This is a genomic window from Micromonospora sp. NPDC049230 (assembly GCF_040647875.1).
Classification (GTDB): Bacteria; Actinomycetota; Actinomycetes; order Mycobacteriales; family Micromonosporaceae; genus Micromonospora.
Window position 1 is genome coordinate 244,468 of sequence record NZ_JBEZCZ010000002.1, and the last position, 26,507, is coordinate 270,974.

Consider the following 26,507-nt stretch of genomic DNA (forward strand, 5'->3'; position numbering starts at 1 on the left):
CCTCACTCGTACGACTCGGGTTTGGCGGTCCGGCTCATCAGGGTCTCCACGGCGAGGCGCGGGTCCATCCCCTCGTGGCAGATCCGTTCGACGTGCTCGGTGATCGGCATCTCCACACCGTGCGCCCGGGCCAGGTCCCGGATCGCCAGGCAACTCTTCACACCCTCGGCGGTCTGCCGGGTGGCGGTCTGGGCCTGTTCCAACGTCTCACCGCGGCCCAGATGCTCACCGAAGGTGCGGTTGCGGGCCAGCGGGGACGAGCAGGAGGCGACCAGGTCACCCATGCCCGCGAGGCCGGCGAAGGTGATCGGGTCCGCGCCGAGCGCCACGCCCAGCCGGGCTGTCTCGGCCAGCCCCCGGGTCATCAGCATGGCCCGAGTGTTGTCGCCGAAACCCATCGCGGTGGCGATGCCGTACGACAGGGCGATCACGTTCTTGACGGCCCCGCCCAGCTCGCAGCCGATCACGTCGTCGTTGGTGTACGGGCGCAGGTACGGCGTCCGGATCGACGACTGCACGAGCACCGTGCGGTCGTTGTTCGTCCCGGCGACCACTGTCGCGGCGGGCTGCTCGGCGGCGATCTCCGGAGCCAGGTTCGGGCCGGAGACGACGACCACCCGGTCGGCGGCGACCCCGGCGGTCTCCACGATGACCTCGCTCATCCGCTTGGTGGTGCCGAGCTCGATGCCCTTCATCAGCGACACCAGTGTCGAGTCGGGGTGCAGGTGCCCGGCCCATTCGGCGAGGTTGCCGCGCAGGGTCTGCGACGGCACGGCCAGCACCACCACCTCGGCGCCGGTGATCGCCTCGGCCGCGTCGGCGGTGGCGGTGACCCGGGCCGGCAGCAGCACCCCGGGCAGGTACTCCGGGTTGCGACGCTCGGTCCGGATGCTCTCGGCGACCGGCGCACGACGGGCCCACACCGTCACGTCCCGCCCCGCGTCGGCGAGGATCTTGGCGAACGCGGTGCCCCAGGAACCGGCACCGAGCACCGCGACGTGGCCGGTCAACCCAGGTCACCCTGCTGCTCGGGCCCGGCGGAGGACCGGGCCGGTCGCGCCCACAGCGGCGGCGGGGTGCCGCCGCGGATCTCGCCGAGCATGTCCCGCAGCCGCAACATGATGGTGTCCGTCATCTCCTCGAGGGTGACCCGGGTCGGCTGGGCATCCGCCCACCGGCTCAGGTCGATCGGTTCCCCGGCGACAACTGTCACCGGGATCCGTGGGCGTGGGTTGACACGGCTGGTCCGCGGGTCGAAGAGCCGCTCCGGCCCCCACATCACCACCGGTACGACGGGAGCGCCGGTGGCCAGAGCCAGCCGGGCGGCCCCGGTCTTGGCCTTCATCGGCCACAGCTCCGGCTCCCGGGTGGTGGTGCCCTCCGGGTAGATCACCACGGCGCCCCCCTGGTCGAGTGCGGCGACCAGGGAGTCCAGGGAGCGGACCGCGTCGACGCTGCCCCGCTCGACCGGGATCTGCCGGCACCGGTGCAGGATCCAGCCGACCACCGGCACCCGGAACACGCTGGCCTTGCCCAGGTACTGCGGCCAGCGCCCGGAATCGTAGATGAAGTGCGCGGAGACCAGCGGGTCGGCGTGCGAGATGTGGTTCGCCACGATGATCATGCCGCCGTCGCGCCGGAGGTGCTCCTGGCCACGCCAGGTCCGCCGGGTCCACACGGTCATCACCGGCTTCACCAGCCCCACGGCGAACCGTTGCCAGAACCCCAGCCTCCGCCGTGCCACTCTGCCTCCTCGTCGCGCCCAACCCCGCCGCGAAACCCCGCCCGCGACACCCGCAGCGGAAATCATGCCTGCTCGCCCCCGGTACGGCCAGCGAGGGTCCCGCCGTCCGGCTGGCAGGATTGCGGGCGTGAGTCAGCCGAGGTGGGCCGTGGTGGTGCCGGTGAAGCATCTGACAGCGGCCAAGAGCCGGCTGCGGGGCGCGCTGCCGGGCGTACCCCACGAGGAGCTGGCGCTGGCCCTGGCGGCCGACACGCTCCGCGCGGTGCTGGCCTGCCCGGCGGTCGCCGAGGCCCTGGTGGTGACCGACGACGCCCGGGTGGCGGATGCGGCGCGGGCCGCCGGCGCGCGGGTGGTGCCCGACGAGCCGGCCGCCGGGCTGAACGCCGCGTTCCGGCACGGCGCGACCGCGACGACCGCCGGGTGGGTGGCCGGGCTCACGGCGGACCTGCCGGCGCTGCGCCCCGCCGAGCTGGCCGGCGCGCTGCTCGCCGCGCGCGACGGGCGACCCGCGGTCCGCCGTTTCGTGCCCGACGCGCCCGGCTCCGGCACGGTGCTGCTCACCGCCCCGCCCGGTGTCCCGCTGGACCCCCGCTTCGGGGTGGGCTCGGCTGTCGCGCACGAGGCGAGCGGGGCGCTGCCGCTCACCGGCGACTGGCCCAGCCTGCGCCGGGACGTGGACACCGCCGCGGACCTGACCGCCGCCGCCCGGCTCGGGCTGGGGCCGCGCACCGCCGCGCTGGTCACCGCCGGCCGCCAGGCCCGCACCGCGGGCTGACCCGCCCGGCCCGCACGGCGGCTGACCCGCCGGGTGTACGGTGCCAGCATGCAGGGCACTGTGGCCAGCTATGACGCGGCGACGCGCAGCGGGGTCCTGCTGCTCGACGACGGCACCGAGATGCGCTTTCCCGCCCGGGCCTTCGACGCCTCCGGGCTGCGGCTGCTCCGGCTCGGCCAGCGGGTTCGCATCGACACCGATCCCGACGGCGAGGTCGTCCGGGTGACATTGCCGACGATGATCTGACCCGGCGAGCCCAAGTTCATTTTGCGTTTACCGTAATCGGGTGATTATGAGCGGGTGAGCACCCCTCGCGAACACCCGGCCAACCCGCCCGCCACCGACCTCCGCAACGGCTCCCGCGCACGCGGCACCGACGGCCGCTTCCGCCCGTCCCGTGCCGAGCGGGCCGGCGCCGCCCGCGCCGACACCCTCGCCGACGACCCCGGTGGCGCCTCCTCCGGGCTGGACGAGGTCCTCGACCCCGCGCCGGTGATCGAGGCGGACGGCCCGGCCGCCGGTGACGTCCACCCGGTCCTGCCGAGCGACCTGCCGACCGGCGCCCCGGAGGACGACGACGAACCGCCCGCGGCCCCGCCGCTGCCCGAGGACCGCTTCCTCAACCGGGAGCTCTCCTGGCTCGACTTCAACGCCCGGGTGCTCACCCTCGCCGAGGACCAGCGCACCCCGCTGCTGGAACGTGCCAAGTTCCTGGCGATCTTCGCGAGCAACCTGGACGAGTTCTACATGGTGCGCATCGCCGGGCTGAAGCGGCGGCTCTCCGCCGGCCTGCCGGTGCGTGGCGGGGACCGGCTGCCCCTGCGCACCCAGTTGGAGATGATCGCCGAGCGGACCGCCGAACTGGGCGCCCGCCACGCCGCCTGCTTCGTCGACGACATCCTGCCCAAGCTGGCCGACGAGGGCATCCGCATCCTGCGCTGGGCCGAGCTGGGCGACCCCGAGCGGGAGCGGCTGCGCACCTACTTCCGGGAGCACATCTTCCCCGTCCTGACTCCACTCGCGGTGGATCCGGCGCACCCGTTCCCGTACATCTCGGGTCGGTCGTTGAACCTGGCGGTGGCGGTTCGCGACCCGGACGGGGGTTCGGAGCTGTTCGCCCGGGTGAAGGTGCCCAACAACGTCCCCCGCTTCGTCCGGGTGGACCGGGACCAGCCGGGCGTACGGATGCTGCCGGTGGAGGACCTGATCTCGGTGCACCTGGGCCAGTTGTTCAGCGGCATGCAGGTGGTCGAGTGTCACCTGTTCCGGGTCACCCGCAACGCCGAGGTGGAGGTCGACGAGGACCGCGACGAGGACCTGCTCCAGGCGCTGGAGCGGGAGCTGGCCCGGCGACGGTTCGGCCCACCGGTGCGCCTGGAGGTGGCCGCGTCCATCTCCGACCACGTGCTGGAGCTGCTCGTCCGCGAGTTGGACATGGACGACCAGGACGTGCTGCGGGTGCCCGGCCTGCTGGACCTGTCCGCGTTGTGGCAGGTCTACGGTGAGGCCGACCGGCCAGACCTCAAGGACCCGCCGTTCGTGCCGGCCACGCACCCCCGGCTCGCCGAGGGCGAGGTGCCGCGCAGCGTCTTCTCCACCCTGCGCGACGGGGACATCCTGGTGCACCACCCGTACCACTCGTTCGCGACGAGCGTGCAGCGCTTCATCGAGCAGGCCGCCGCCGACCCGAACGTGCTGGCCATCAAGCAGACCCTCTACCGCACCAGCGGCGACTCCCCGATCGTCGACGCGCTTGTCGACGCCGCCGCCGCCGGCAAGCAGGTGGTGGTGCTGGTGGAGGTGAAGGCCCGGTTCGATGAGGTGGCCAACATCGGCTGGGCCCGCACGCTGGAACGCGCCGGCTGCCACGTGGTGTACGGCCTGGTCGGCCTGAAGACGCACTGCAAGACCGCGCTGGTGGTCCGGCAGGAGGGCAACCAGATCCGCCGCTACTGCCACATCGGCACCGGCAACTACCACCCGAAGACGGCCCGACTGTACGAGGACTTCGGCATGCTCACCGCCGACCCGGAGATCGGCGCGGACCTGACCGACCTGTTCAACGTGCTCACCGGGTACAGCCGGCAGACCGCGTACCGGCGGTTGCTTGTCGCCCCGCAGGGCATCCGCAGCGGGCTCATCGAGCGGATCGAGCGGGAGATCTCACACGTCCGACTGGGCATGCCCGGCCTGGTCCAGTTCAAGGTCAACTCGCTTGTCGACGAGGGGGTGACCGACGCGCTGTACCGGGCCTCCCAGGCCGGCGTGCACGTCGACCTGCTCATCCGGGGCATGTGCACACTGCGCCCGGGGGTGCCGGGCCTGTCGGAGAACATCCGCGTCCGCTCGATCCTCGGTCGCTTCCTGGAACACTCCCGGGTCTTCCGGTTCGGCAACAACGGCGAGGCCGAGTTCTGGATGGGCTCCGCCGACCTGATGCACCGCAACCTCGACCGTCGGGTGGAGGCGCTGGTGCGGGTGAGCGACCCGATCGCCCGCGCCGAGTTGGACCATGTGCTGACCGCCGCGATGAGCCCCGACGTGGACGCGTTCGAACTGGCCGCCGACGGCACCTGGACCCGGCGTACCAGCGAGGACACAAAAGCGCGGGCCCACCTGCAGGAACTGCTGCTGCGCCGGGTCGGTGGCACGGCCAGTTGACCGATCAACGCCTAGGCTGAACTGATGGTCGAGGAGGAACAGAAGTACGAGGTGGACGACGCCTACGTGCTGCCGGACCTGGCCCCCACGGCACCGGCCGGGGGTCGGGTCCGGGAGCTGCCACCGGTGACGCTTGTCGCGCGCTACCTCGACACTGTCGACCTGCGGCTGGCCCGCGCCGGTGCCTCGCTGCGCCACCGTCGGGGCGACGACCTGCCCTGGACGGTGAAGTTGCCGACCGGGACACCGGGGGTCCGGCACGAGATCTCCCGCCCCGGGCCCAAGGGCCAGCCGCCGCCGGAGCTGGTGGAGCTTGTCACTGTCCTGCACCGGGGTGCGCCGCTGGCCCCGGTGACGACGGTCCGGACGGTCCGGCACGCGTACGAGGTGTGTGACAGTGCCGGCACGGTGCTCGCCGAGGTGGTGGACGACCGGGTGACAGTGCTCGACGACGGCGGCGGCGCCACCGGCACGTTCCGCGAGTTGGAGGTGGAGTTCAAGTCCGGTGACCGGGCGCTGCTCGACCGGGTCGGCGCGGTGCTGCGCGAGGCGGGCGCCCAGAGCGGCTCGTTCGTCCCGAAGCACGTACGGGCGTTGGGCGCGGCGGCGCAGGCCGACCCGGACCTGGTCGCGCCGGCCGGGCTGACCGCCGAGCCGAGCGCCGGCGACGTGGTGACCGAGGCGGTCCGCAAGGAGATCCGCCGACTGTTGGCGCACGACCCGCTGGTCCGGCTACGCGCCGCGGCGGGCGGTGGCGACACCGCCGTGCACCAGATGCGGGTGGCCTGCCGACGACTGCGCAGCGATCTGCGTACCTTCAAGCCGTTGCTCCGCAAGGCCTGGTCCCGCCCCCTGCGCGACGAGCTGCGCTGGCTGGCCGGTGTCCTCGGCGCGGCCCGCGACGCCGAGGTGCTGCGCGAGCGGCTGCGCGACACCGCGAGTGCCGACCCGCTCAGCCCGCTCGATCAGGGCGCGGTGGACCGGTTGGACGAGGTGCTCGCCCAACGGCAGCGGCGGGCACTGGCCGCCATCGACGAGGCGTTGCGCTCCCCGCGCTACCTGGCCCTGGTGGACTCGCTGGTGCTGGCCGCCCGCGCGCCCCGGTTCACCCGCGCGGCGGCTGCCCCCGCGGCGCAGGCGCTGCCCGCCCTGGTGGCCCGGCCCTGGCGGCGGCTGACCGGGCCGGACGGCGTCGACGGACTCGACGCCCAGTCACCCGACGACCGCTGGCACGCCGTTCGCAAGGAGGGCAAACAGGCCCGGTACGCGGTGAACGCGGTGGCCTCGACCGTCGGCAAGGGCGCGCGCCGGCTGTCCCGCGCCCTCGCCGGCGTGCAGGACGTGCTCGGTGAGCACCAGGACGCGGCAGTGGCGGCGGACGCCTGGCTGGAGATCGCCGCCGAGCGGCCGGACGACCACGAGCTGGCGGTCACCGCCGGGCGGCTGGCCGAGCGGGAACGCCAGTCGGTACGCCGGATGCGGGCCCTCTTCCCGGGCGCCTGGCACCGGGCCACCCGACGGCGGCGGACCAGTTGGCTGCCGTGACCGGCATCCGGGCGGCGGGCGGGGTGCCCTGGCGGCCGTCGGCCGACGGTGTCCGCGTCTGCGTGGTGCACCGCCCCCGCTACGGCGACTGGACGCTGCCGAAGGGCAAACTGGAGCCGGGCGAGCACGCACTCGCCGCCGCGGTCCGCGAGGTGGCCGAGGAGTCCGACGTGCGGGGCGTACCGCAGGTCCGGCTGCCGTCGGTGCGCTACCGCAGCGAGGGGCAGGCCAAGCTTGTCGACTACTGGTCGATGCTCGCGGTGGACAGCGGCGGTTTCCAACCGGACACCGAGGTGGACGACATGCGCTGGCTCGCGGTGGACGACGCGATCCGGTTGGTCAGCTACCCGCACGACGCCGAGGTGTTGGCGGCGTTCGCCGCGCTGCCGGCGGTGACCGCGACTGTCGCGCTGGTCCGGCACGCGCACGCCGGTAAACGGGCCACCTGGTCCGGCCCGGACGTCGGCCGGCCCCTGGACGCCGAGGGATGGGCCCAGGCGAGCGTGCTTGCCGGTCTGATCGCCCTGATCCGACCGGCCCGGCTGGTGTCGGCGTCGCCGCGACGCTGCGTGCAGACCCTGGACCCGGCCGCCGCACTGCTCGACCTGCCGATCGAGATCTGCGGCGACCTGGACGAGCCACAGCCCGGCCAGCAGCCCGACGAGCGGATCCTCGCCACCGCCGCCACGGTGCTGGAGTTGGCCAGCGCCGGTGGGCAGGTGGCGGTGTGCAGCCAGGGCAAGGTGCTGCCGGGTGCCCTGCAACTGTTGACCGGCCGCACCGACGAGGACTTCACCACCCCCAAGGGCGGCGGTTGGCTGCTCGCCTTCAGCGGCGACCGGCTGCTCGCCGCCGACCGCCTGTAGCGCCCGGTGCGGGATCGGCGGCCCCGGGAGCCGGCGCGCGGCGGCCGGCCGGCGTCAGCGGGGTGGCGTCAGCGGGGCGGGAGGGTCAGGGTCACCGCGACCGGCAGGTGGTCGCTGGCCGTGCCGCGAGGCGCGACCGGGTTGGTCGCGGTGAGGCCGGGCGAGACGAAGACGTGGTCGATCTGCTCGCGCGGGTCGTCGGCGGGGCTCGTCGCCATCGGTCGGGCGGCGGCGAACGCGTCGACCAGACCGGCAGAGGTGAACTGTTCGAACGCCTCGTCACCCGGCTCCGTGTTCAGGTCGCCAGCCACCACGAGGGGCCGACCGGCCGCGTACTCGGTGGCGAAGGTGGCGACCGCGCGGGCCTGGACCACCGGGCCCTGCCCGGGCGGAGGTTGCAGGTGGGTGCTGACCACTGCGGTACGGACGCCGGCACCGAGGTCCAGCGTGACGGCGAGTGCCTGCGCGCCGGTGGGTGCCCCGACGGCCGGCAGGGCACGGGTCCGCAGATCGGTGACCGGCCAACGGCTGAGCACCGCGTCGCCCCACACCGGGTCGGCGGCCGGTCCGAAGACGTACGCCATACCGAGCCGGTCGGCCAGCAGGTCCAGGGTGTCGTGCCCACCGTTGAGCAGCCAGGCCCGGTCCACCTCGCTGAGCAACACCACGTCGGGCCGTTGCCGGTCGACGGCCGCGGTGAGCCCGGCCAGGTCGAACCGGCCGTCCAACCCGAAACCCATCCGGATGTTGTACGCCACCACGGTCAGCCGCTCCGGCGGACCTTCGCGGTTGCTGGCCACCGGCACGTCGTCGGCGAGCACCGGCGCGAGCAGGGCCAGTGCGGTGACCGCAGCCGTGGCCCGCAGCGGGGGGAACGGCCCGGGGACGGGGTGCGGGACGGGACGGGCGGCGAATGCCACGACGGCGACCAGCACCGCCACCAGCACGGGCACCGCCGCATTGGGGTACCCGAGGTCGTAGGCGGAGTAGTACCCGACCGCCCCCAGCGCGAAGACGAGCATGCCGGTGACGACCGCGTACCCCCGCCGGGCCGCCCACCGCCGGTCATCCGCGCCATCAGCGCCAGCGGTGCCGGCAGCGCCGGCGCTGTCAGCGCTGCCGACAGCGTCGTCGGTGCCGCCGTTCGGGTGGGTGGCGTCGTCGGTGCGGGCGAGGCAGCCGCCGAGACCGACGGCGGCGAGCAGGATGGCCGGGAGGAGCAGGTCACCCTGGCCGAGGGCGAACAGCACCGCGCCGGCCAACAGCGCCGCCGGCCCGAGCGCCCGGCCCCGCCGCTCGTGCGACCGGTTCAGGGCGGTGTACAGGAACCCCGCGACCGCCACCGGCACCGGTGCCATGCCGAGCAGCGGTGAGCGCGCCACACCGTCGCCAGCGACCAGGTACGACATCCCGGTCTGGGCCAGCGCCGGGGAGAGCGCCACCATTGCGGCCAGCAGCAGCGCCGGCCCGGCCAACAGCCAGGCCCGCACGCCACCAGCACCCGCCCGGCCACCGGACCCAGCCACTTCGGCCCGCGGCTCATCGGCCGGGGAACCGGGCCGCTCTGCCTCCGCCCAGGCGCCGGGCCGAATCGTGCCGAACAGGAACAGCGCCACCGCGACGGAGCTGAGCAGCCAGGCCACCCAGTCACCCCGCCAGACCAGGTCGAAGGTGTCCAGCACGGCGTGCAGGGCCGCGTTGACCGCGAGCCCCAACGCCAGCCCCGGGACCGGCCGGTCGGTGTCGGCGGCGACACCGACCAGCCAGACCAGCCCGGCGAGCAGCCCGGCGGTGGCCAACCAGAGCTGCGTACGCCCTCCGGGGGCGGTGGTGAGCGCGAGCCGGGCGAGGGCGAGCACGACGGCGGCGACGACGGTGACCGGGCGGGCGCCCACCCGACGGACCACCGCGGGTGCGCCCATCGCGAGCACGAACCAGCCGAGGGCGAACGCACCCATCAGCTCGGCCGGGGTGGAGGCGGCCTGACCGAAGATGGTGATGATGCCGGGCAGCCAGACGCGCAGCACGTCGATGAGGAGCAGGACGCCCAGCGCGAGCGTCCCGGTGGTGACCTGGCGGTAGCGCACCGGCGCCCCTTTTCGGTGTCGACGGACCGGCGGAGGGGGGCCGGCACGGCGATTCTGCGCGAGCGAGCCGACCGGGTCAACGGGTCCGCGTACGCCGAAAGGGCGTCCACCAACGGGTGGACGCCCTTTCGGAGAAGGTCGGTCAGCGCTTGCTGGCCGCCTTCTTCGCCGGGGCCTTCTTGGCCGCCGTGCTCTTGCTCGCCGCTGCGGTGGTCTTCTTCGCCGCCGTCGACTTGGTCGCCGCGGTGGTCTTCTTCGCCGCGGTGGTCTTCTTGCTGGCGGCCGTCTTGGTCGCCGTGGTGCTCTTGCTCGCCTTGGCCGGGGCGGTCTTCTTGCTGGCGGCCGTCTTGGTCGCCGTGGCGGTCTTGCTCGCCTTGGCCGGGGCGGTCTTCTTGCTGGCCGCCTTGGCCGCGGTCGCCTTGCTGCCCGTGGCCTTGGTGCTCGTGGCCTTGGCGCTTGTCGCCTTGGCGCTTGTCGCCTTGCTGCCGGTCGTCTTGGTGCCCGCCGCCTTGGTGCCGGCCGTCTTGGCCGCGGCGGTGGTGGTGGCGGTCTTCTTCGCCGCCACCGTGGCCTTCGGCACCTTGCCGCTGGCCACCATCTCCTTGAAACCGGCGCCGGGGCGGAAGGTCGGGACAGATGTCTTCTTGACCTTCACCGCCTCGCCGGTACGCGGGTTGCGCGCTGTTCGCGCGCCACGCACACGCTTTTCGAACGCTCCGAATCCGGTGATCGCCACCTTCTCGCCCTTGGTGACCGCCGCCTGGACCTCGGTGAGGACCGCCTCGAGGGCGTTCGTCGCCGTCTTCCGGTCCCCCAGGCGAACGGCGAGCGCCTCGATGAGCTCGGCCTTGTTCACGACTTCCTCCCGATTGTGCAACTGACTCGTCGCGAGCCATTCTGCGCGCACGTTATGCCCTGTGCTGCCGGGACACAAACATTCGGTAGAAAAAAGCCCTTGTGTCGTAACGGATTCACCCCCACCGGTCGGACCGATGGGGGTGAAATCCGCTGTGCGGCCGGACGTACGGCTATGCCACGGAGGGCAGGAACGGCAGTCGTCGGGCCTCGTAGGAGTCGATGTCGGCGACGTTGCGGAGGGTGAGTCCAATGTCGTCGAGGCCCTCCAGCAGCCGCCAGCGGCTGAAGTCGTCAAGCGGGAACGACCAGTTGGCGTCCCCGGCCCGGAGCTGGCGGGCGGTCAGGTCGACGGTCACCGGGGTGGTCGGATCCGACTCGACCAGGTCCCACAGCTCTTCGACGGCTTTCAATTCCAACTCGACCGGCAACAGACCTTCCTTGAGGGCGTTGCCGCGGAAGATGTCGCCGAAGCGCGGTGCCACCACCGCGCGGAAGCCCCAGTCCCGCAGTGCCCAGACGGCGTGCTCCCGGGATGAGCCGGTGCCGAACTCCGGGCCGGCGATCAGGATCGACGCACCGGAATAGCTTTCATCGTTGAGGACAAATGTCGGATCTTCCCGCCACGCGCTGAACAGCCCGTCGGCGAAGCCCGTGCGGGTCACCCGCTTGAGGTACACGGCGGGGATGATCTGATCGGTGTCCACGTTGGACCGCCGCAGCGGCACGGCCGTGCCGGTGTGGGTGGTGAACTTGTCCATCTCCTCGGTCCCTTCTACAGGTCGGCGGGGGCGGCCAGCCGGCCGACCACGGCGGTGGCGGCGGCGACCGGCGGGGAGACCAGGTGGGTGCGCCCACCCCGGCCCTGACGGCCCTCGAAGTTGCGGTTCGAGGTGGAGGCGGAGCGTTGGCCCGGCTTCAGCGTGTCGGGGTTCATCCCCAGGCACATGGAGCAACCGGCGAACCGCCACTCGGCCCCGGCGTCGGCGAAGACCTTGTCCAGCCCCTCGGCCTCGGCGGCCTCCCGCACGGCGGCGGAACCGGGCACCACGAGCATCCGGACCCCGTCGGCGACGTGGTGGCCACGCAGCACGTCGGCGGCTGCCCGCAGATCCTCGAGCCGACCGTTGGTGCAGGACCCCACGAAGACCACGTCGATGGGCAGCTCCCGAAGCGGGGTGCCGGGGCTCAGGTCCATGTACGCCAGGGCGCGACGGGCGGCGGCGCGCTCCGAGTCGGTGACGAAGTCCTCCGGGTCCGGCACGGGCGCGCTCAGCGGCGCCCCCTGCCCGGGGTTGGTGCCCCAGGTGACGAACGGGGTGATCCGGCTGGCGTCCAGGGTCACCTCGGCGTCGAAGCTCGCGCCGTCGTCGGTGGGCAGCGTCCGCCACCACGCCAGCGCCGCGTCCCAGTCCGCGCCCTGCGGCGCGTTCGGTCGACCCTTGAGGTACGCGAAGGTGGTCTCGTCCGGCGCGATCATGCCGGCCTTGGCACCCCACTCGATGGACATGTTGGCGATGGTCATCCGCCCCTCCATGGAGAGGGCCTGGATCGCCTCGCCGCGGTACTCGACGATGTGCCCGCGCCCCCCACCGGTGCCGACCTGGGTGATCAGCGCGAGCACCAGGTCCTTGGCGGTGACGCCGGGGGCGAGGCGGCCGGTGACGTTCACGGCCATCGTCTTCGGCCGGCTCTGCGGCAGCGTCTGGGTGGCCAGCACGTGCTCCACCTCGCTGGTGCCGATGCCGAAGGCGAGCGCGCCGAACGCGCCGTGGGTGGCGGTGTGCGAGTCGCCGCAGACGATCGTCATGCCCGGCTGGGTGACACCGAGCTGCGGGCCGATCACGTGCACGATGCCCTGGTTGTCGTCACCGAGCGGGTGCAGCCGCACCCCGAACTCGGCGCAGTTGCGGCGCAGCGTCTCGATCTGCGTACGCGACGTGGGGTCCTCGATGGTGAGCAGGTCACCACGGCGGAGGCGAAACGCCGGGTCGGCGTACCCGGTCGGGGTGTTGTGGTCCTCGGTCGCGAGGGTCAGGTCGGTACGACGCACCCGGCGCCCGGCGAGACGCAACCCGTCGAACGCCTGCGGGCTGGTCACCTCGTGCAGCAGGTGCAGGTCGATGAAGAGCAGGTCCGGCTCACCAGCGACGGATCGTACGACGTGTGCGTCCCAGACCTTCTCGGCCAGGGTCCTCGGCTCAGGAGTGACTCCCACCATCTGGACATCCTAAATTCTGGGAGGTAAGTTTCGGCTTGTGGGACACAGTATGAGCGGTGTCGGCGTTCTCGACAAGGCGGTGGTCATCCTGGCCGCCTGTGTCGACGGCGCCAGCCTGGCCGAACTCGTTGATCGCACCAAGCTGCCCCGAGCCACCGCACATCGGCTGGCCCAGGCCCTGGAGATACACCGGATGCTGGTCCGGGACACCCAGGGCAGGTGGCGGCCCGGGCCCCGTCTGGGCGAGCTGGCGAACGCCGCACCTGACGTTCTGCTGACCGCCGCCGAGCCCCTGCTCGCCGCACTGCGGGACGCCACCGGGGAGAGCGCCCAGCTCTATCTGCGCCGCGCGGACGAGCGGATCTGCGTGGCGGCGGCGGAACGCGCCAGCGGCCTGCGGGACACCGTCCCGGTCGGGTCGGTGCTGCCGATGACCGCCGGCTCCGCGGCCCAGATCCTGCTCGCCTGGGAGCCACCGGAGGCGGTGATGCCGCTGCTGCCGCGCAGCAAGTTCACCGGGCGCACCCTCGCCGAGGTACGCCGCCGTGGCTGGGCGCAGAGCGTCGCCGAACGGGAGGCGGGTGTGGCGAGCGTCTCCGCCCCGATCCGTGACCGCACCGGCCGCGTGATCGCCTCGGTCAGCATCTCCGGCCCGATCGAGCGCCTGGGCCGCCGCCCCGGCGAACGCCACGCCATGGCCGTAGTGCGAGCCGGCCAACGCCTATCCGGCCTCTAACCCCACCCCACCCCCACCCCCCACCCCCGTCGCGTTGATCATGGAGTTATAGCTACGACACGCCGAGGCGAGTGGCTATAACTCCATGATCAACCGGGGAGGTGGGGGGCGGGGCGGGGTGGGGGATGGGAAAAGGCTCACCTCGCGGAGCGAGATGAGCCTTTGGGTGTAGCCCCGACCGGATTCGAACCGGCGCTACCGCCTTGAGAGGGCGGCGTCCTGGGCCGCTAGACGACGGGGCCAGAACTTTCCTGTTCACCGCCCTCGCGAGCGGTGCGGCTGTAGTCTAGCGGCACCGCCGGTTGAGGTGAGCGCGGGGTGCAGGCCCACGGCAGCCGGGGCGCAGCCCACGCCAGCCGGGGGTTACCGACCCACGGCGAGGGAGGGGTGCTGGCCCACGGCGAGCGCGGGGTGCGGGCCCACGCCAGCCGGGCCCACCAGCCGCGCCCACGCCAGCCGGCAAAGGCCCCCACGGCAGCGGGGCACAGACAACGAAACAGCCCGCCTCACCTGGTGAGACGGGCTGTGCACGGTGTAGCCCCGACCGGATTCGAACCGGCGCTACCGCCTTGAGAGGGCGGCGTCCTGGGCCGCTAGACGACGGGGCCAGAACCACTTTTCGCTCCCCCACCCCTGCGGGCGGAGGAGCTGCACTCTGCCGGAGACCACTCTCCGCCCCCGGAGGGGCGGAGTCGAACTCCGTCAGAATCCAGCGTCCGGAATTCTCGCGAACTCCGGTAGCGCTGGGGTACCAGGACTCGAACCTAGACTAACTGAACCAGAATCAGTCGGGCTGCCAATTACCCCATACCCCATTGGCCCCTTGCGGCGCCGGGAGTGAACTTTACCCTCCCGGTGCCGGCAGGCCAAATCGGATCCCCCCGAACCGCCTGTGAGCTGCGGAAACAGGGGCATCCGACCGATCAGGCGACCGGAACCACCGGGTTGCTGAGCTCCCCGATGCCCTCGATCCGCACGGTGACCGTATCCCCCTCGACAAGCGGGCTAACCCCGGCCGGAGTGCCGGTGAGGACGACGTCGCCGGGCAGCAGGGTCATCACGTGCGAGATGTACGACACGAGGCCCGGCACGTCGAAGACCATGTCCTTCGTGCGGCCGAGCTGGCGTACCTCCATCTCCTCCGGGTTGCGACCCACCTCACACCGGATCTCCAGGTCGGAGACGTCCAGACCGGTGGTGATCCACGGGCCGATCGGGCAGAACGAGTCGAAGCCCTTGGCCCGGGTCCACTGTCCGTCGGAGCGCTGAAGGTCCCGAGCGGTCACGTCGTTGGCGCAGGTGTAGCCGAAGATGGCACGTTCGGCGGCGGCCCGGTCGGCGCGGCGCGCGCCCGGCGCCCCGATCACGACCGCCAGCTCCGCCTCGTGCTCGACCTGCTTGGAGAAGATCGGCAGTCGGATGGCGTCCCGGGGGCCGATCACCGAGGTGGATGGCTTGAGGAAGAGCAGCGGCTCCTTGGGCACCTCGTTGCCGAGTTCGGCGGCGTGGTCGGCGTAGTTGCGACCGACACAGACCACCTTGCTGGGCAGGATCGGCGAGAGCAGCCGAACGTCGGAGAGGGCCCACCGGGCCCCACTGAAGGAGAGTTTGCCGAACGGGTGGCCCTCGATCTCGGCGATGGTCAGGCCCTCCGGCCCGGCCCCCGCTTCACCTTCGACGGCACCGAACGACATTCCCTTGGCATGGGCGAAACGAGCGATACGCACCCGGCCAATCTAGCCTCGCCGACGCCTCCACCGGCCAGGACCGGCCGTGGGGTGTGCTCAACCCGTCAGCGGGCGGCAGCCTACCGGTGCGGGAGGTGACCGGGGCGGGGTTCCCGACTTCGTACCCGCACGGAGGCGGCTCGCCCCTAGCGTCGGCTCCGGAGGTTCGTTCGTATGCCTGCATCGACACGACACCACAGAGCCCTCGCAGTGTTCGTCCACTGCCTCGGCATCCTCGCCGCCGTGCCGGCCCTGCCGGCGGCGGCCCCGGAGGCGCCGCCCGCGCACGCACCACCGGCTGCGCCACGACCGCCAGTCACGGCGACACCAGCAACCACGCCGCCCGCGCAAGCACCACCGGCCGCGCAAGCACCACCGGCCACCGCAACAGTGCTGGCCGCGCGGGGACCATTTGCGGCGCGAGCGCCGGGGACCACGCCAACACCACCGGCCGTCGCGACTCGACCGAGCGCCGTGCCGACCGGGGTGGCGACTGTCACGCCGGCGACGACCACGCGGCCACCTGTCGCGGTGGTCGCACGGATGGCCGTCGAACCCACCCCGCCCTCGGCGCCACCGGCGATGGGGCCTCCGTCCCGGGCACCGGCGTCGGCGCCCCCGCAGCAGGTCACTGTGGCGGTCGCGCCGGAGACCAGCCCCGCACCGAGGTACCGGATCCAGGTGCGCAACGTGGGCAACGCACCCGTGGACACCACTGTGCGCCAGGAGTTGCCGGCCGGCTCGTCGCCGACAGCGATCAGCGGCGGCGGCAAGTCCACCCCGTCCGGCGGATCGAGCACCGAGGTGACCTGGCGGCTGAGGCTGCCGGCGCACAGCAGCACCACGCTGGGCACCGCGCTCGCCGCGACCGCGCCCGGCCAGCCGCTGACCGCGCCGGCCTGCGCGTTCACCAGTGACGGCACCCGTCCGTACGACTGCGCCACGGCCACCTGGAAGGCGGCGGCGGCACCGGCGGCCGAGGTGACCGAGGCGCCGCCCTGGCGGCGGTACCCGGTGCTGCTCGCCGGCCTGGCGGTCCTGCTGCTGATCGGCGCCGCCCTGGCCTGGGTGTGGCGACGTCGGCGCGCGGGCCGGGTCACGGCTGCCGCACTGGCCAGCGGGGGCGGGTCCGACGGTGGTCGCGGGACGGTCTACCCGCGCCCGGCAGCCCCGAGTGCGTCGCGGCGTCGGCGTACCCCGCCGGTCTGGTTGGTGGTGGGTGCGGCAGTGGTGCTCCTCGCGGGCGTCGTCGGCACGGCGGGTTGGACGGCGACCCGGCGGGTCTCGGCGATCGACACGCAGAAGCAGCCCACCAGCGGCGCGTGGCTGGGCAGCGGGGTCACCGGGCCGGTGGGTGTGCCGCTTCGCGAGTCGGCGTTCGAGTTCACCGTGTACCGGATGTCCTGCGGCTCGCCCGGGACGGCCGGCGGCGGTGCCGCCCCGGCGAACGGTCGACGCTGCCAGGCCACAGTGGGTGTACGCAACATCACAGGCGACCAGCAGCCCTGGCACGGCCAGTTGCAACGGGCGTACCTGCCGGGCGGGCGCTGGGTGAGCACCGACGAGTCGGCCACCCGGGCGGCCAACCTGGGTCGGGACATCTTCGCCGACCCGATGGCCGCGGGCAGCCGGATGGTGCTGCCGCTGGTGTTCACCGTCGACGGACGGGACGCGCCCCAGCAGTTGGAGCTGCGCAGCGGGGTGTTCTCCGCCGGCGTGCGGGTGCACATGCCCTGACCGGGTGCGCGGGCGGCGGTCGTACCCTGGGGTGCGTGACCGCCGCCCTCGCCCCCGCCGTGCTCGACGCGGCGGTGTGGCAGGCCCGCCGGCGTGCCCACGAGGAGCGGGTGGACGTCTGGTTGACCCCGCACCTGGCCCGCCGGCGGCGCGGTGAGCGGCATCCGGTGGCCGACTTCCTGTTCACCTACTACTCGCACCGCCCGGCCCAGCTCCGTCGCTGGCATCCGGGCGCCGGGGTCGAGCTGCGCGATGCCGATCCGGCCGAGTTCGGCCGGGACTACCGCGCCGCCACCGCCGGGGTCACCCTCGACACCGCCGGGGTACGCGCGCGGCGCGGCGAGTCGATCGCCTGGATCCGCTCCCTGCTGGCGGCCACCGCCGGGCGGGCGCCGCACTTCGGCTGTTTCGGGATGCACGAGTGGGCGATGGTCTACCGGCAGACCCACGAGGAGGTGCGGCACAACGCCTGGCCGCTGCGGTTGACCCCGGAACGGACCGCCGCGGTGGTCGAGGAGCGGGGCGTGCGGTGCAGCCACTTCGACGCGTTCCGGTTCTTCACGCCGCCGGCCCGTCCGCTGAATCTGCTCACCCCGACCCGGGAGACGCAGCACGCGCACGAGCAGCCGGGCTGCCTGCACGCCAACATGGATCTGTACAAGTGGGCGTACAAGTTGTCGCCGCTGGTGCCGTCCGAGTTGGTGGCGGACTGTTTCGAGCTGGCTCGGGAGATCCGCACCCTGGACATGAGGGCCAGCCCGTACGACCTGGCGGCGCTGGGTTACCCGGCGGTGCGGGTGGAGACCGCCGACGGGCGGGCGGAGTACGCCGCCGCGCAGCGCGGGTTCGCCGAGCGGGCCGCCGTGCTGCGCGACCGACTGCTCGCCGCCGTCGCGACCTGATCGAGGGTTCGGCTCACCCGGCCGTGCGGGTACGCAGTCCGTCGACGAGGAGGTCGACAACTGCCGACAGGTCGTCGTCGAGCCCGGGCTCGATCCACTCGGTGCGGTGGGACGGGTGGTGGAACCGGGCGGTGGCCTGGAGCAGCGCCCGCCCGGCCACCGCCGCGTCGGGCACGCTGAACTCTCCGGCCGCCACCCCGTCCGCGACGATCAGGCTGAGCTGACCGGCGAGCACCTCCAAGTGGTTGGCGACGGCGCCCTCGGAGAGCGTGGCGAGCTGGTGGAAGTTGTCGAACAGCTCCGGGTCCTCCCGGGCCATCCGGCGTTTGGTGCCGCTCAGCTCGGCCAGCCACCGACGCAGCCGTTGGGCGGCCGGCTCGGGGCCGGTGCCCACGTCGATCAGTGGGGTGGAGACCCGGGCCAGCCAGCGTTCGGCGACCGCCTCGCGCAGGGCTGCCTTGCTGGCGAAGTGCCGGTAGACGCTGCCGTGGCTGACGCCCAGCGCACGTGCGACGTCCAGCACCGTGGCCTTCGCCGGCCCGTACCGGCGCAGCACCTCCTCGGCGGTGTCGAGGATGCGGTCGGCGGTCAGGGCGGTGGTGTCGCTCATCAGCCCAGCCTCCCTGACCGCGCGGGCAACCGTGGCGCGGCCCCCCGACCTGCGGTCGCGCCACGGCCTGCGGTCATGCGCGCTCGCTGTCCAGGAAGGCCATCTGGGCCTCGTCGTAACGGGTGCCGGCCGCCGCGCCGGCCGGGACGGCGGCTTCGATGGCGGCCAGGTCCGCATCGGTCAGGGTGACAGTCGCGGCACCCAGCGCCTCGGTGAGCCGCTCCCGGGTGCGGGCGCCGAGCACCGGCACGATTGTCGCGCCGCGGGACAGCACCCAGGCGATGGCGATCTGCGCCACTGTGACGCCGCGCGCCTCGGCGATGGCGCGTAGCGCGTCCACCAGGGCGAGGTTGCGGTCCAGGTTCGCGCCGGCGAACCGGGGCAGGTGGGTGCGGAAGTCGATGCCCGCGGTCTGCCGTCCGGGCTGCCAGTGCCCACTGATCAGGCCGCGGGAGAGCACCCCGTACGCGGTGATCCCCACACCCAGCTCGCGGGCCGTCGGCAGGATCGCGGCCTCCGGGTCGCGGGAGATCAGGGAGTACTCGATCTGGAGGTCGCTGATCGGGTGCACGGTGTGCGCCCGGCGCAGCGTCTCCGCACCCACCTCGGACAGGCCGATGTGCCGGACGTGGCCGGCCTTGACCAGCTCGGCCAGGGTGCCCACGACCTCCTCCACCGGGACGTCCGGGGAGAGCCGGGCGGGTCGGTAGACGTCCACGTGGTCGGTGCCGAGCCGGCGCAGTGTGTACGCCAGGAAGTTCTTGATCGCGACCGGTCGGACGTCGATGCCGTTCCAACCGCCCTCGGCGTCGCGAAGCGCACCGAACTTGACGCTGATCACCGCGTTGTCCCGGTTACGGCCGCGCAGCGCGTCGCGCAGCAGCATCTCGTTGTGGCCCATGCCGTAGAAGTCGCCGGTGTCCAGCAGGGTGATGCCGGCGTCCAGGGCGGCGTGGATGGTGGCGATGCTCTCGGCCTCGTCGGCGGTGCCGTAGAGGTCGGACATGCCCATCAGGCCGAGCCCGAGGGCGGAGACGGTGGGCCCGGTGGCGCCGAGGGAGCGGGTGTCCATGGGGGTGTCCTCTCATCGTGGGTTACCCGACGACCGTACAGCATCTGGATGACAGATTCCATCTTTTGTCACTAACGAGCGTGGTGGTCCGCCGACGGCAGAACGGATCGGTCAGTCGTCGTCCGCGCGGCGGTCCCGCTTGCGCTGGGACTGGCGCTTCTTCTCGGCCAGCCGACGCTCCTTCGCCCCACGGGACGGGCGGGTCGCCCGGCGGGCCGGCGGCGGGGGTGCGGCGGCCTCCCGCAGCAGCGCCGTCATCCGCTCGCGGGCCGCCTCCCGATTGGCCAGCTGGGCCCGATGCTCGCTGGCGGCGATGGTCAGCACCCCGTCGACCAGGCGGTTGGCCAGCCGGGCCAGCGCCCGGGACCGCAGCCACTCGGGCACGGCCGGCGAGTTGGCCAGGTCGTAACTCAACTCGACCCGGGAGTCGGCGGTGTTCACACCCTGCCCACCCGGCCCCGACGAGCGGGAGAAGCGCTCCCGCAGCTCCCCGGCGGGGACGACCCACCGATCGGTCACCCGCAGTCCGTCGTCCACGCCCCGAGGCTAACCCGCGACGGCTCGCCAAGGGTCATCGGCGCGGGGTCTCACTCCGCGTCGGCGACTGGCCGGGCGCCGGCCCCGCGGTCTCCTCGTCGGCGCCGACCGCCGCGTAAGCCACAGCGCCGAAGAGCAGCAGCGCGATCACCCCGGCCTTCACGGCGACCCCGCGGATCAGCGACCAGGCGCCCCGACGGGCGCCCGGCACCGACTTCCGGACGGTCTGGTAGTCGTTCCACCCACGTCGTGCCCGGGCGTACGCCGACCCCACCGCACATCCGATGACCAGGCCCACCAGCAGGAGGACCGTGAGAAGAGGACGCTCCACCTCCGCCAGTATCCATACCGACAGTAATATTTCCATGGCCCGATGCCGTCGCGCCGGATATCTGACAGCGGCAGTGCGTCGCCAGGCCGTCTGAGCAGGTCAGCCCCCCTTGCCGATGATCGTGTCGGCGGTCTGCTGCACCTGGTCGATCGGAATGGCGAACCCGATGCCGATCGAACCGTTTCCGTCGATGGTCGCGATGGCGGTGTTCACGCCGACCACCTCCCCACGGGCGTTGACAAGCGGCCCACCCGAATTGCCGGGATTGATGGACGCGTCGGTCTGCACCGCGCGGTGCCTGTTGTTGCCCAGCCGCACCTGACGGTCCAGTGCGCTGACGATGCCCGCGGTGACAGTCCCGGCCAGGCCGAGTGGTGAACCCACCGCGAGCACCGGCTCGCCGACCCGGGTCGCGCCCGGCTTGGCCAGGGGCAGTGGGGTGAGACCGGCAGCGGCCGGCACCTTCAGCACCGCCAGGTCGCTGCGCGGCTCCCGCCCGACCACGGCGGCGGCGAACCGGCGGCCGTCGGGCAGTTCCACGGTCACCGGGCCGCCGCCGCCCTTGGCCAGGATGTGATCGTTGGTGATCAGGTGCTGCTGGTCGTCCACCGCGAAGCCGGAGCCGGTGGCGGACCCGGCCGACGTGCCGCCGGCCAACACCGACACCACCCCGGGCACAGTCCGCTCGGCCGCGGTGACCAGCTCGGCCGACACCGGGGCGGCGGACGCCGCAGCCGGGCCGCCACCCCCGTCCCGGGCGGCCACCACGCCACCGGCGACGGCCCCCGAGACGGCGGAGAGCGCCACCACGGCCAGTGCGGCGAGCAGCCGACGCGGCCTGCGCTCGCCCGGGTCACGCTCGGGCGTGTCCCACCACCCTCGCCCGTCCGGGTCGAGTTGCGGTGAGATGAACCAGGGACCGCGCGGTTCGCCCAGTCCGGTCTGTACTGCCATGCGTACTCCTCACGGTCGACGGCTGTGGTGCGCGGCGGTCAGGGCAGGCGGGAGAACCAACGCATCGAACCGGCGGCCGCGCCCATCGCGAACACCAGTCCGAGGCCGATGAACCGGGCCGAGACGTCCTGCCGCTCGGTGCGGTAACCGACCGAGCTACCGATGTCGTCGTAGACGGCCCGCAGCTCGTCTGTGGTGCTGGCCTCGTGGAACATCCCGCCGGTCTCCTCGGCGACCGCCTTGAGGGTCTGCCCGTCGACCGGCACCTGGATGGGCCGTCCACCGCGGTCGACGAACCCCGACGGCGTCCCGAAGGAGATCGAGTGCACCGGCACCTCCGCCGTCACCGCCTCGGCCGCCGCCTCCATCGGGTCCATTCCGGAGGTGTTGGCGCCGTCGGAGAGCAGGATGATCCGGGCCGGTGGCGTCTCCTTCGCGGCCGCGCTGTCCAGGCTCTTGACCGCGCCGAGGGAGGTGTTGATGGCCTCCCCGATCGCGGTGCCCTGCACGCCGGTGATGCCCTCGGCGAGCCGGCCGATCCCCTCGTCGAGGGCGTCCCGGTCGGTGCCCGGCGGCACCAGCACGGCCGCGCTGCCGGCGAACGCGACGAGCCCCACGTTGAACTCGTCGGGCAGGCCCTCGACGAACCGTCGGGCGGCCTGCTTCGCCGCGGCCAACCGGTCCGGGTCCACGTCGGTGGCGAGCATCGACGTGGACACGTCCACCGCCACCATCACGGTGGCCCGTTCCCGGGGCACCCGGACCTCCGCGCTGGGACGGGCGAACCCGACAACCAGCAGGGCCAGCATCGCCAGGAACAGCCCGGCCGGTACGTGCCGACGCCAGGCGGGCCGCTCCGGCGCCACCCGGTCCAGCAGTCGCAGGTTGGTGAAGCGGACCGCGTACCGGCTGCGCCCGCGTTGCATCAGCAGGTACACGCCGACGAGAGCGAGCACGCCGAGCAGCAGCCAGAGTCGCAGCGGCGACTGCCAGGTCACGCGACACCTCCCCGTGCCGGTCCGACCGGCGCGGCGGCGAGCCGACGCTGGGCGTGCACGTGCCGGACGATGTCCGCGCACCAGTCCCCGTCGGTGCGCAGGGGCAGATGGGTGGCCCCACTGCGGCGCAACGACCCGTGGAGCTGATCGCGCTGGGCGGCGGCGGCCTGGGCGTACCGCTCGCGCAGCCGACGGTCCGATGTGCACACCTCGCGGCGGCGGCCGGTCTCCGGGTCCATGAGCGTGATCAGGCCGACGTCCGGTAGCTCCAGCTCACGTGGGTCGGTGACCTCGATCGCCAGCACCTGGTGTCGGGCGGCGAGCCGGCGCAGGGTCCGTTCCCAGGGCGCCGGCTGGCCGGGGTCGTCGGGCAGGCCGTCGAGGAAGTCGGAGACCACCACGACCAGACCACGCCGGTTCGCGGTCCGGTGCAACGCGTCGAGCCCGTCGGCCAGGTCCGGCGGCCCCGCCGACCCCGGCCCCGGCCGGTCGCCGGGCGCGGTGGGCCGTGGGGCGGCGAGCAGCGTGCGCAGCAGAGCCAGCAGATGGGTACGCCCGCTGCGGGCCGGAAAGCGGCGTACCCCGTCGGCCCGCAGCACCTGGGCGCCGAGGCGGTTGCCGACGCCCGCGGTCAGGAAACCGACCGCCGCGACCGCGGCCACGGCCAACTCCCGCTTGTCCAGCTCGGCGGTGCCGAACTCCATGCTGGCGCTGCCGTCGACAAGCAACCAGGTGGTCAGTTCCCGGTCCGCGTCGACCTGCCGCACGTGCGGCACGGCGGTGCGGGCCGTCACCGCCCAGTCCATCCGGCGGACCTCGTCCTCACCCGGCCGGTACTCGCGGCTGCCCGCCGGTTCACTGCCCGGTCCGGGCAGCAGCCCGCGGTACTGGCCGTGCAGCAGGCCGTTCAGTCGACGCGTGACTGTCAACTCCAGACGACGTACCCGCTGATCCGGGGCCAACTCGGCCAGGCCCGGGCCGGCCGGCGCCACGATCGCTCGTCTCATGCCGCCGCCAGATCCGGCGTCTGCTGTGGGTGACCGGTGGCCAACCGGGGCGGGGGCACCGCCTCGACCAACCGCCGCACCACGCTCTCGGCCGACACCCCGTCGGCCACCGCGTCGAAGGAGAGCACCAGCCGGTGGGCGAGGACGTCGACGGCCAGGTCACGCACGTCCTCGGGCAGCACGTACTCCCGGCCCCGCAGCAGCGCCTGGGCCCGAGCCGCCGCGACCAGGCCGAGGGTGGCCCGCGGGCTGGCGCCGTACGCCAACAGCGGGGCGATCTCCGGCAGCCCGAACCGGCCCGGGTCACGGGTGGCGAGGATCAGCCGCACCACGTACTCGGCCAACGCGTGGTGGACGAAGACCCGCTCGGCGTGGGCCTGGAGGTCCCGCAGTCGTTGCGCGTCGAGCACCGGACGCGGACTCGGCCGGTCGGTGCTCATCCGGTAGAGGATGGCCAGTTCGTCGGCGTCGCTGGGGTAGTCGACCACCACCTTCATCAGGAATCGGTCCCGCTGCGCCTCCGGGAGCTGGTAGACCCCCTCGGACTCGATCGGGTTCTGGGTGGCCAGCACCAGGAACGGTTGCGGGACCGGCCAGCTGCGCCCACCGATGGAGACCTGCCGTTCCGCCATCGCCTCCAACAGCGCCGACTGCACCTTGGCCGGGGCGCGGTTGATCTCGTCGGCCAGCACCAGGTTGGCCATGATCGGGCCCAGTTCGATGTCGAAGGTCTCCTTGGAGGCCCGGTAGATCCGGGTACCGACGATGTCGGAGGGGACCAGGTCCGGGGTGAACTGGATCCGGGAGAAGGTGCCGCCGACGACGGTGGCGAGAGTCTGCGCGGCCAGGGTCTTGGCCACACCGGGTACGCCCTCCAGGAGACAGTGCCCATTGGCGATCAGTGCGGTGAGCAGGCGCTGAACAAGCCGATCCTGCCCGACGATCACGCGTTTGACCTCGAAGAGGGTCTGTTCCAGCTCGACGCCCGTCGGCTCGGGATCGACCGAGCTGGGCATGCTGGCCAGGGTGTCCGAGATGTCCGTCACGGTGCTTGCTTCCCTGGCCAGGGGCCTGACAAACGTCGGATTGTGCGGCCCGGACGGGCCCGGAGTGGCCGGAACAGGGACGAGTCGCACGGAAGCGCGCCGATCGGCACGAGCCCCGAGGCCGTAACCGGGCCGTGATCGACCAACGAGCGGCCCCCGCGCACGAGGCGCGGGGGCCGGGTTGTCGATTCGGTCAGGGCGTGTGGGTGAGCAGGGTGAAGCCCAGATCGGCCGGCGCTCCCGCCGAGTTGCGGGTCTGGATGAAGACCGCGTTGGGCGTGCTCAGTCGCGGGGCGACCGCGACCTCACCCGCCGGCGGGATGCAGCACGCGTCGAATCGGGAGATGGTGGCCAGGAAGGCACCCGCCGACACGTTGTAGCCGAACTGCACCTCGTACTGGCCGGTGCCGTACTTGAGCACCGTGCCGGTGCCGCGCGCCTTGGTGCCGTTGGCGTTGACGACGGTGAACCAGCTGGCAGCCGCCATCGTGGTGACCCCGCCCGCCTTCAGCGCGGCCTTCGCCGAACGTGCGGACTCGGCGGTGACCGGCGGCTGGGTGCTGGTATCACGGACCGTCGGCTTGACGGCCGCCTGCGGCGCCTTCGCCGACGGCTGGGCGATGGCGATCCCCCCGCCAGCCAGGGTGAGCGCCAGGACAGCGAACGTGACCGCTGCCGCCTTGCGTCGGAAGGATTTTTCCATGACAGGTCCCCCTTGTGTGACCGTGCGAATTCGGCCGACCCGCGGGGCGGGACGGATGACTGCCCATGAATAGGCGGACGACGACATTGGGGTGCGGAAAACCTAACCCACTGACAACCGGTGAGGTTGATTTCTGAACGTTCTACATCCCATCTGAGCTGGGATTACTACTCAGAGTGGCGTCGTTTGAATCAGATGGAACGTAGCACCGCAAAAAGCCCGCCGTCAATAGTTGATCTCACTTTATCGAGCTGTCGATCAGCCGTCAGATAATTGTGAAATGTGAAGGCCCCGTCATTCACGAATTGGATTCGGAGCGCCCACTAGGATCACCGTCATGATCGTCGACGGTCCGCCCACGCCCACGCCCGCGCCGAGGTGCTACCGCAGCGCTCGACTCGGCACGGTGCTCTGTTGGCTGACTGTCGCGCCGACAGCCCTCTGGGCCGCCGTCCGGCTGCTCGGCCTGGACCGGGGTCCGCTGGTGCAGGCGCTCGCCTTCACGCCGTACATCGCAGGTGTCAGCGTGCTGCCCCTGGCCCTCGCACTCGCCCTGCGGCGATGGTGGCCAGCGGCGGTCGCGGCCCTGGCGGCGGTGGCGCTGCTCGGCCTCGTCGCGCCCCGGGCGTTGGCCGCTCCGCAGCCCACGGCGGCCGGGCCGACCGTGCGGCTGCTCACCGCCAACCTGCTCGCCGGCACCGGCGACGCGCGGACGCTTGTCGAACTGGTCCGGCGGCACGAGGTGGACGTGCTCACCGTGCAGGAGTTCACGCCGGACGCGCAGGCCGCCCTGGATCAGCTCGGCCTCGACCGGCTGCTGCCGCACCGGCAGCTCAACCCGGAGGTCGGCACTCCCGGCTCCGGGCTCTACTCGCGGTGGCCGCTCACCGACGTCGGCCTCCGGCGCAACCTCGGCGGCTGGGGCTTCACCCAGGCGTACGGGACTGTGGCGATCCCCGGCGCACCCCCGGTGCGGGTGGAGTCGGCGCACCCCAGCGCGCCGTACGCGCTCGACCAGGTCGGTCCCTGGCGTGCCGACCTGACCGCGCAGCCACCCGCCACTCCGGACGACGGCCTACAGATCCTCGCCGGGGACTTCAACGCGACCCTCGACCACGGCCCGCTGCGAGCCCTGCTGCGCACCGGTTACGTCGATGCCGCCGACGCCGCCGGTGCGGGCCTGGCCGGCACCTGGGGCCCGTACGACGGTGACCTCATCCCACCTGTCACCATCGACCACGTGCTCGTCGACCACCGCATCGCGGTCCGCTCGGTGCGGGTGCTCGCCCTACCCGGCAGCGACCACCGTCCCGTCCTCGCCACCCTCACCCTCCCCACCCCGTAGACCCCGCCCCCTCCCCGGTCTCCGCGATCTTGCACTTTCTGCCCCCAC

Annotated in this window: 25 protein-coding genes and 3 tRNA genes; 9 read left to right on the forward strand and 19 right to left on the reverse strand. The window is 72.7% G+C overall.

What is annotated here, in order from left to right:
• Positions 1–2: 2 nt before the first annotated feature.
• Together AB0A95_RS02785 and AB0A95_RS02790 are read right to left on the reverse strand one after the other, a co-directional pair.
• Positions 3–1,010: an NAD(P)H-dependent glycerol-3-phosphate dehydrogenase gene (locus tag AB0A95_RS02785; RefSeq protein ID WP_357553843.1), complete on the reverse strand. Its 1,008-nt coding sequence runs from the start codon at positions 1,008–1,010 to the stop codon at positions 3–5.
• Positions 1,007–1,744, reverse strand: a complete 738-nt coding sequence (locus AB0A95_RS02790; RefSeq protein ID WP_357553844.1) for a lysophospholipid acyltransferase family protein — start codon at positions 1,742–1,744, stop codon at positions 1,007–1,009. Before AB0A95_RS02790 ends, AB0A95_RS02785 begins: the two co-directional genes overlap by 4 nt.
• Positions 1,745–1,871: 127 nt before the next feature.
• On the opposite strand from AB0A95_RS02790, the gene cofC reads away from it, so the two are divergent.
• Genes cofC through AB0A95_RS02815 form a run of 5 tightly spaced genes read left to right on the forward strand, consistent with a single transcriptional unit; the run spans position 1,872 to position 7,591 of the window.
• Entirely contained in the window at positions 1,872–2,519 is a 648-nt protein-coding gene (gene cofC / locus AB0A95_RS02795) for a 2-phospho-L-lactate guanylyltransferase (protein ID WP_357553845.1), read from the forward strand.
• A 48-nt stretch (positions 2,520–2,567) separates the two neighbouring features.
• Positions 2,568–2,765, forward strand: coding sequence for a hypothetical protein (locus AB0A95_RS02800; protein WP_030335323.1), 198 nt, complete (start codon positions 2,568–2,570; stop codon positions 2,763–2,765).
• A 54-nt stretch (positions 2,766–2,819) separates the two neighbouring features.
• Positions 2,820–5,180 carry an RNA degradosome polyphosphate kinase gene (locus AB0A95_RS02805; protein ID WP_357553846.1) on the forward strand — a complete coding sequence of 787 codons (2,361 nt, stop codon included), beginning with the start codon at positions 2,820–2,822 and terminating at the stop codon, positions 5,178–5,180.
• Positions 5,181–5,204: 24 nt separating this feature from the next.
• On the forward strand, positions 5,205–6,725 hold the full coding sequence (locus tag AB0A95_RS02810; protein WP_357553847.1) for a CYTH and CHAD domain-containing protein: 1,521 nt from the start codon (positions 5,205–5,207) through the stop codon (positions 6,723–6,725).
• Entirely contained in the window at positions 6,713–7,591 is an 879-nt protein-coding gene (locus tag AB0A95_RS02815) for an NUDIX hydrolase (protein WP_357553848.1), read from the forward strand. The genes AB0A95_RS02810 and AB0A95_RS02815 overlap by 13 nt, the downstream gene beginning before the upstream one ends.
• Before the next feature lie 68 nt (positions 7,592–7,659).
• On the opposite strand, the gene AB0A95_RS02820 is transcribed toward AB0A95_RS02815, so the two are convergent.
• The 4 genes from AB0A95_RS02820 to leuC all read right to left on the reverse strand — a co-directional run bounded on the left by AB0A95_RS02820 (position 7,660) and on the right by leuC (position 12,754).
• A complete protein-coding gene (locus tag AB0A95_RS02820) occupies positions 7,660–9,678 on the reverse strand; it encodes an endonuclease/exonuclease/phosphatase family protein (RefSeq protein WP_357553849.1) in 2,019 nt (672 codons plus the stop codon).
• 142 nt (positions 9,679–9,820) lie between these two features.
• The gene (locus tag AB0A95_RS02825; RefSeq protein WP_357553850.1) at positions 9,821–10,534 is read right to left on the reverse strand and encodes an HU family DNA-binding protein; all 714 of its coding nucleotides are present in this window, start codon (positions 10,532–10,534) and stop codon (positions 9,821–9,823) included.
• Between the two features lie 172 nt (positions 10,535–10,706).
• Complete coding sequence (gene leuD, locus AB0A95_RS02830) at positions 10,707–11,294, reverse strand: 3-isopropylmalate dehydratase small subunit (protein ID WP_357522189.1); 588 nt, start codon at positions 11,292–11,294, stop codon at positions 10,707–10,709.
• A gap of 14 nt (positions 11,295–11,308) precedes the next feature.
• Positions 11,309–12,754, reverse strand: a complete 1,446-nt coding sequence (leuC, locus tag AB0A95_RS02835; RefSeq protein ID WP_357553851.1) for a 3-isopropylmalate dehydratase large subunit — start codon at positions 12,752–12,754, stop codon at positions 11,309–11,311.
• A 49-nt stretch (positions 12,755–12,803) separates the two neighbouring features.
• On the opposite strand from leuC, the gene AB0A95_RS02840 reads away from it, so the two are divergent.
• Positions 12,804–13,490, forward strand: coding sequence for an IclR family transcriptional regulator (locus tag AB0A95_RS02840; RefSeq protein WP_110562481.1), 687 nt, complete (start codon positions 12,804–12,806; stop codon positions 13,488–13,490).
• A gap of 169 nt (positions 13,491–13,659) precedes the next feature.
• On the opposite strand, the gene AB0A95_RS02845 is transcribed toward AB0A95_RS02840, so the two are convergent.
• The 4 genes from AB0A95_RS02845 to AB0A95_RS02860 all read right to left on the reverse strand — a co-directional run bounded on the left by AB0A95_RS02845 (position 13,660) and on the right by AB0A95_RS02860 (position 15,217).
• Positions 13,660–13,732, reverse strand: a tRNA-Glu gene (locus AB0A95_RS02845).
• A gap of 293 nt (positions 13,733–14,025) precedes the next feature.
• Positions 14,026–14,098, reverse strand: a tRNA-Glu gene (locus AB0A95_RS02850).
• Between the two features lie 135 nt (positions 14,099–14,233).
• A tRNA-Gln gene (locus AB0A95_RS02855) sits at positions 14,234–14,305 on the reverse strand.
• 108 nt (positions 14,306–14,413) lie between these two features.
• Entirely contained in the window at positions 14,414–15,217 is an 804-nt protein-coding gene (locus AB0A95_RS02860; protein ID WP_357553852.1) for a fumarylacetoacetate hydrolase family protein, read from the reverse strand.
• 543 nt (positions 15,218–15,760) lie between these two features.
• On the opposite strand from AB0A95_RS02860, the gene AB0A95_RS02865 reads away from it, so the two are divergent.
• On the forward strand, positions 15,761–16,954 hold the full coding sequence (locus tag AB0A95_RS02865) for a hypothetical protein (protein ID WP_357553853.1): 1,194 nt from the start codon (positions 15,761–15,763) through the stop codon (positions 16,952–16,954).
• A gap of 35 nt (positions 16,955–16,989) precedes the next feature.
• On the forward strand, positions 16,990–17,856 hold the full coding sequence (locus AB0A95_RS02870; RefSeq protein ID WP_357553854.1) for a 3-methyladenine DNA glycosylase: 867 nt from the start codon (positions 16,990–16,992) through the stop codon (positions 17,854–17,856).
• A 13-nt stretch (positions 17,857–17,869) separates the two neighbouring features.
• Here the strand turns inward: AB0A95_RS02870 and AB0A95_RS02875 are convergent, their stop codons facing one another.
• From AB0A95_RS02875 to AB0A95_RS02915, 9 genes are all read right to left on the reverse strand, one after another.
• Complete coding sequence (locus AB0A95_RS02875; protein ID WP_357553855.1) at positions 17,870–18,466, reverse strand: TetR family transcriptional regulator; 597 nt, start codon at positions 18,464–18,466, stop codon at positions 17,870–17,872.
• Positions 18,467–18,539: 73 nt separating this feature from the next.
• Positions 18,540–19,538, reverse strand: a complete 999-nt coding sequence (locus AB0A95_RS02880; RefSeq protein WP_357553856.1) for an aldo/keto reductase — start codon at positions 19,536–19,538, stop codon at positions 18,540–18,542.
• Positions 19,539–19,649: 111 nt separating this feature from the next.
• On the reverse strand, positions 19,650–20,075 hold the full coding sequence (arfB, locus tag AB0A95_RS02885; RefSeq protein ID WP_099851126.1) for an alternative ribosome rescue aminoacyl-tRNA hydrolase ArfB: 426 nt from the start codon (positions 20,073–20,075) through the stop codon (positions 19,650–19,652).
• Positions 20,076–20,109: 34 nt separating this feature from the next.
• Entirely contained in the window at positions 20,110–20,406 is a 297-nt protein-coding gene (locus tag AB0A95_RS02890) for a hypothetical protein (protein ID WP_357553857.1), read from the reverse strand.
• A gap of 99 nt (positions 20,407–20,505) precedes the next feature.
• Positions 20,506–21,360, reverse strand: a complete 855-nt coding sequence (locus tag AB0A95_RS02895; protein WP_357553858.1) for a trypsin-like peptidase domain-containing protein — start codon at positions 21,358–21,360, stop codon at positions 20,506–20,508.
• A gap of 38 nt (positions 21,361–21,398) precedes the next feature.
• Positions 21,399–22,358, reverse strand: a complete 960-nt coding sequence (locus AB0A95_RS02900; RefSeq protein WP_357553859.1) for a VWA domain-containing protein — start codon at positions 22,356–22,358, stop codon at positions 21,399–21,401.
• On the reverse strand, positions 22,355–23,365 hold the full coding sequence (locus AB0A95_RS02905) for a DUF58 domain-containing protein (protein WP_357553860.1): 1,011 nt from the start codon (positions 23,363–23,365) through the stop codon (positions 22,355–22,357). Before AB0A95_RS02905 ends, AB0A95_RS02900 begins: the two co-directional genes overlap by 4 nt.
• On the reverse strand, positions 23,362–24,411 hold the full coding sequence (locus tag AB0A95_RS02910) for a MoxR family ATPase (protein WP_357522202.1): 1,050 nt from the start codon (positions 24,409–24,411) through the stop codon (positions 23,362–23,364). Before AB0A95_RS02910 ends, AB0A95_RS02905 begins: the two co-directional genes overlap by 4 nt.
• Before the next feature lie 193 nt (positions 24,412–24,604).
• Entirely contained in the window at positions 24,605–25,114 is a 510-nt protein-coding gene (locus tag AB0A95_RS02915) for a hypothetical protein (RefSeq protein ID WP_357553861.1), read from the reverse strand.
• 406 nt (positions 25,115–25,520) lie between these two features.
• Here AB0A95_RS02915 and AB0A95_RS02920 point away from each other — a divergent pair, with 406 nt between their 5' ends.
• Positions 25,521–26,459: an endonuclease/exonuclease/phosphatase family protein gene (locus AB0A95_RS02920; RefSeq protein ID WP_357553913.1), complete on the forward strand. Its 939-nt coding sequence runs from the start codon at positions 25,521–25,523 to the stop codon at positions 26,457–26,459.
• The last annotated feature ends 48 nt before the right edge of the window (positions 26,460–26,507 follow it).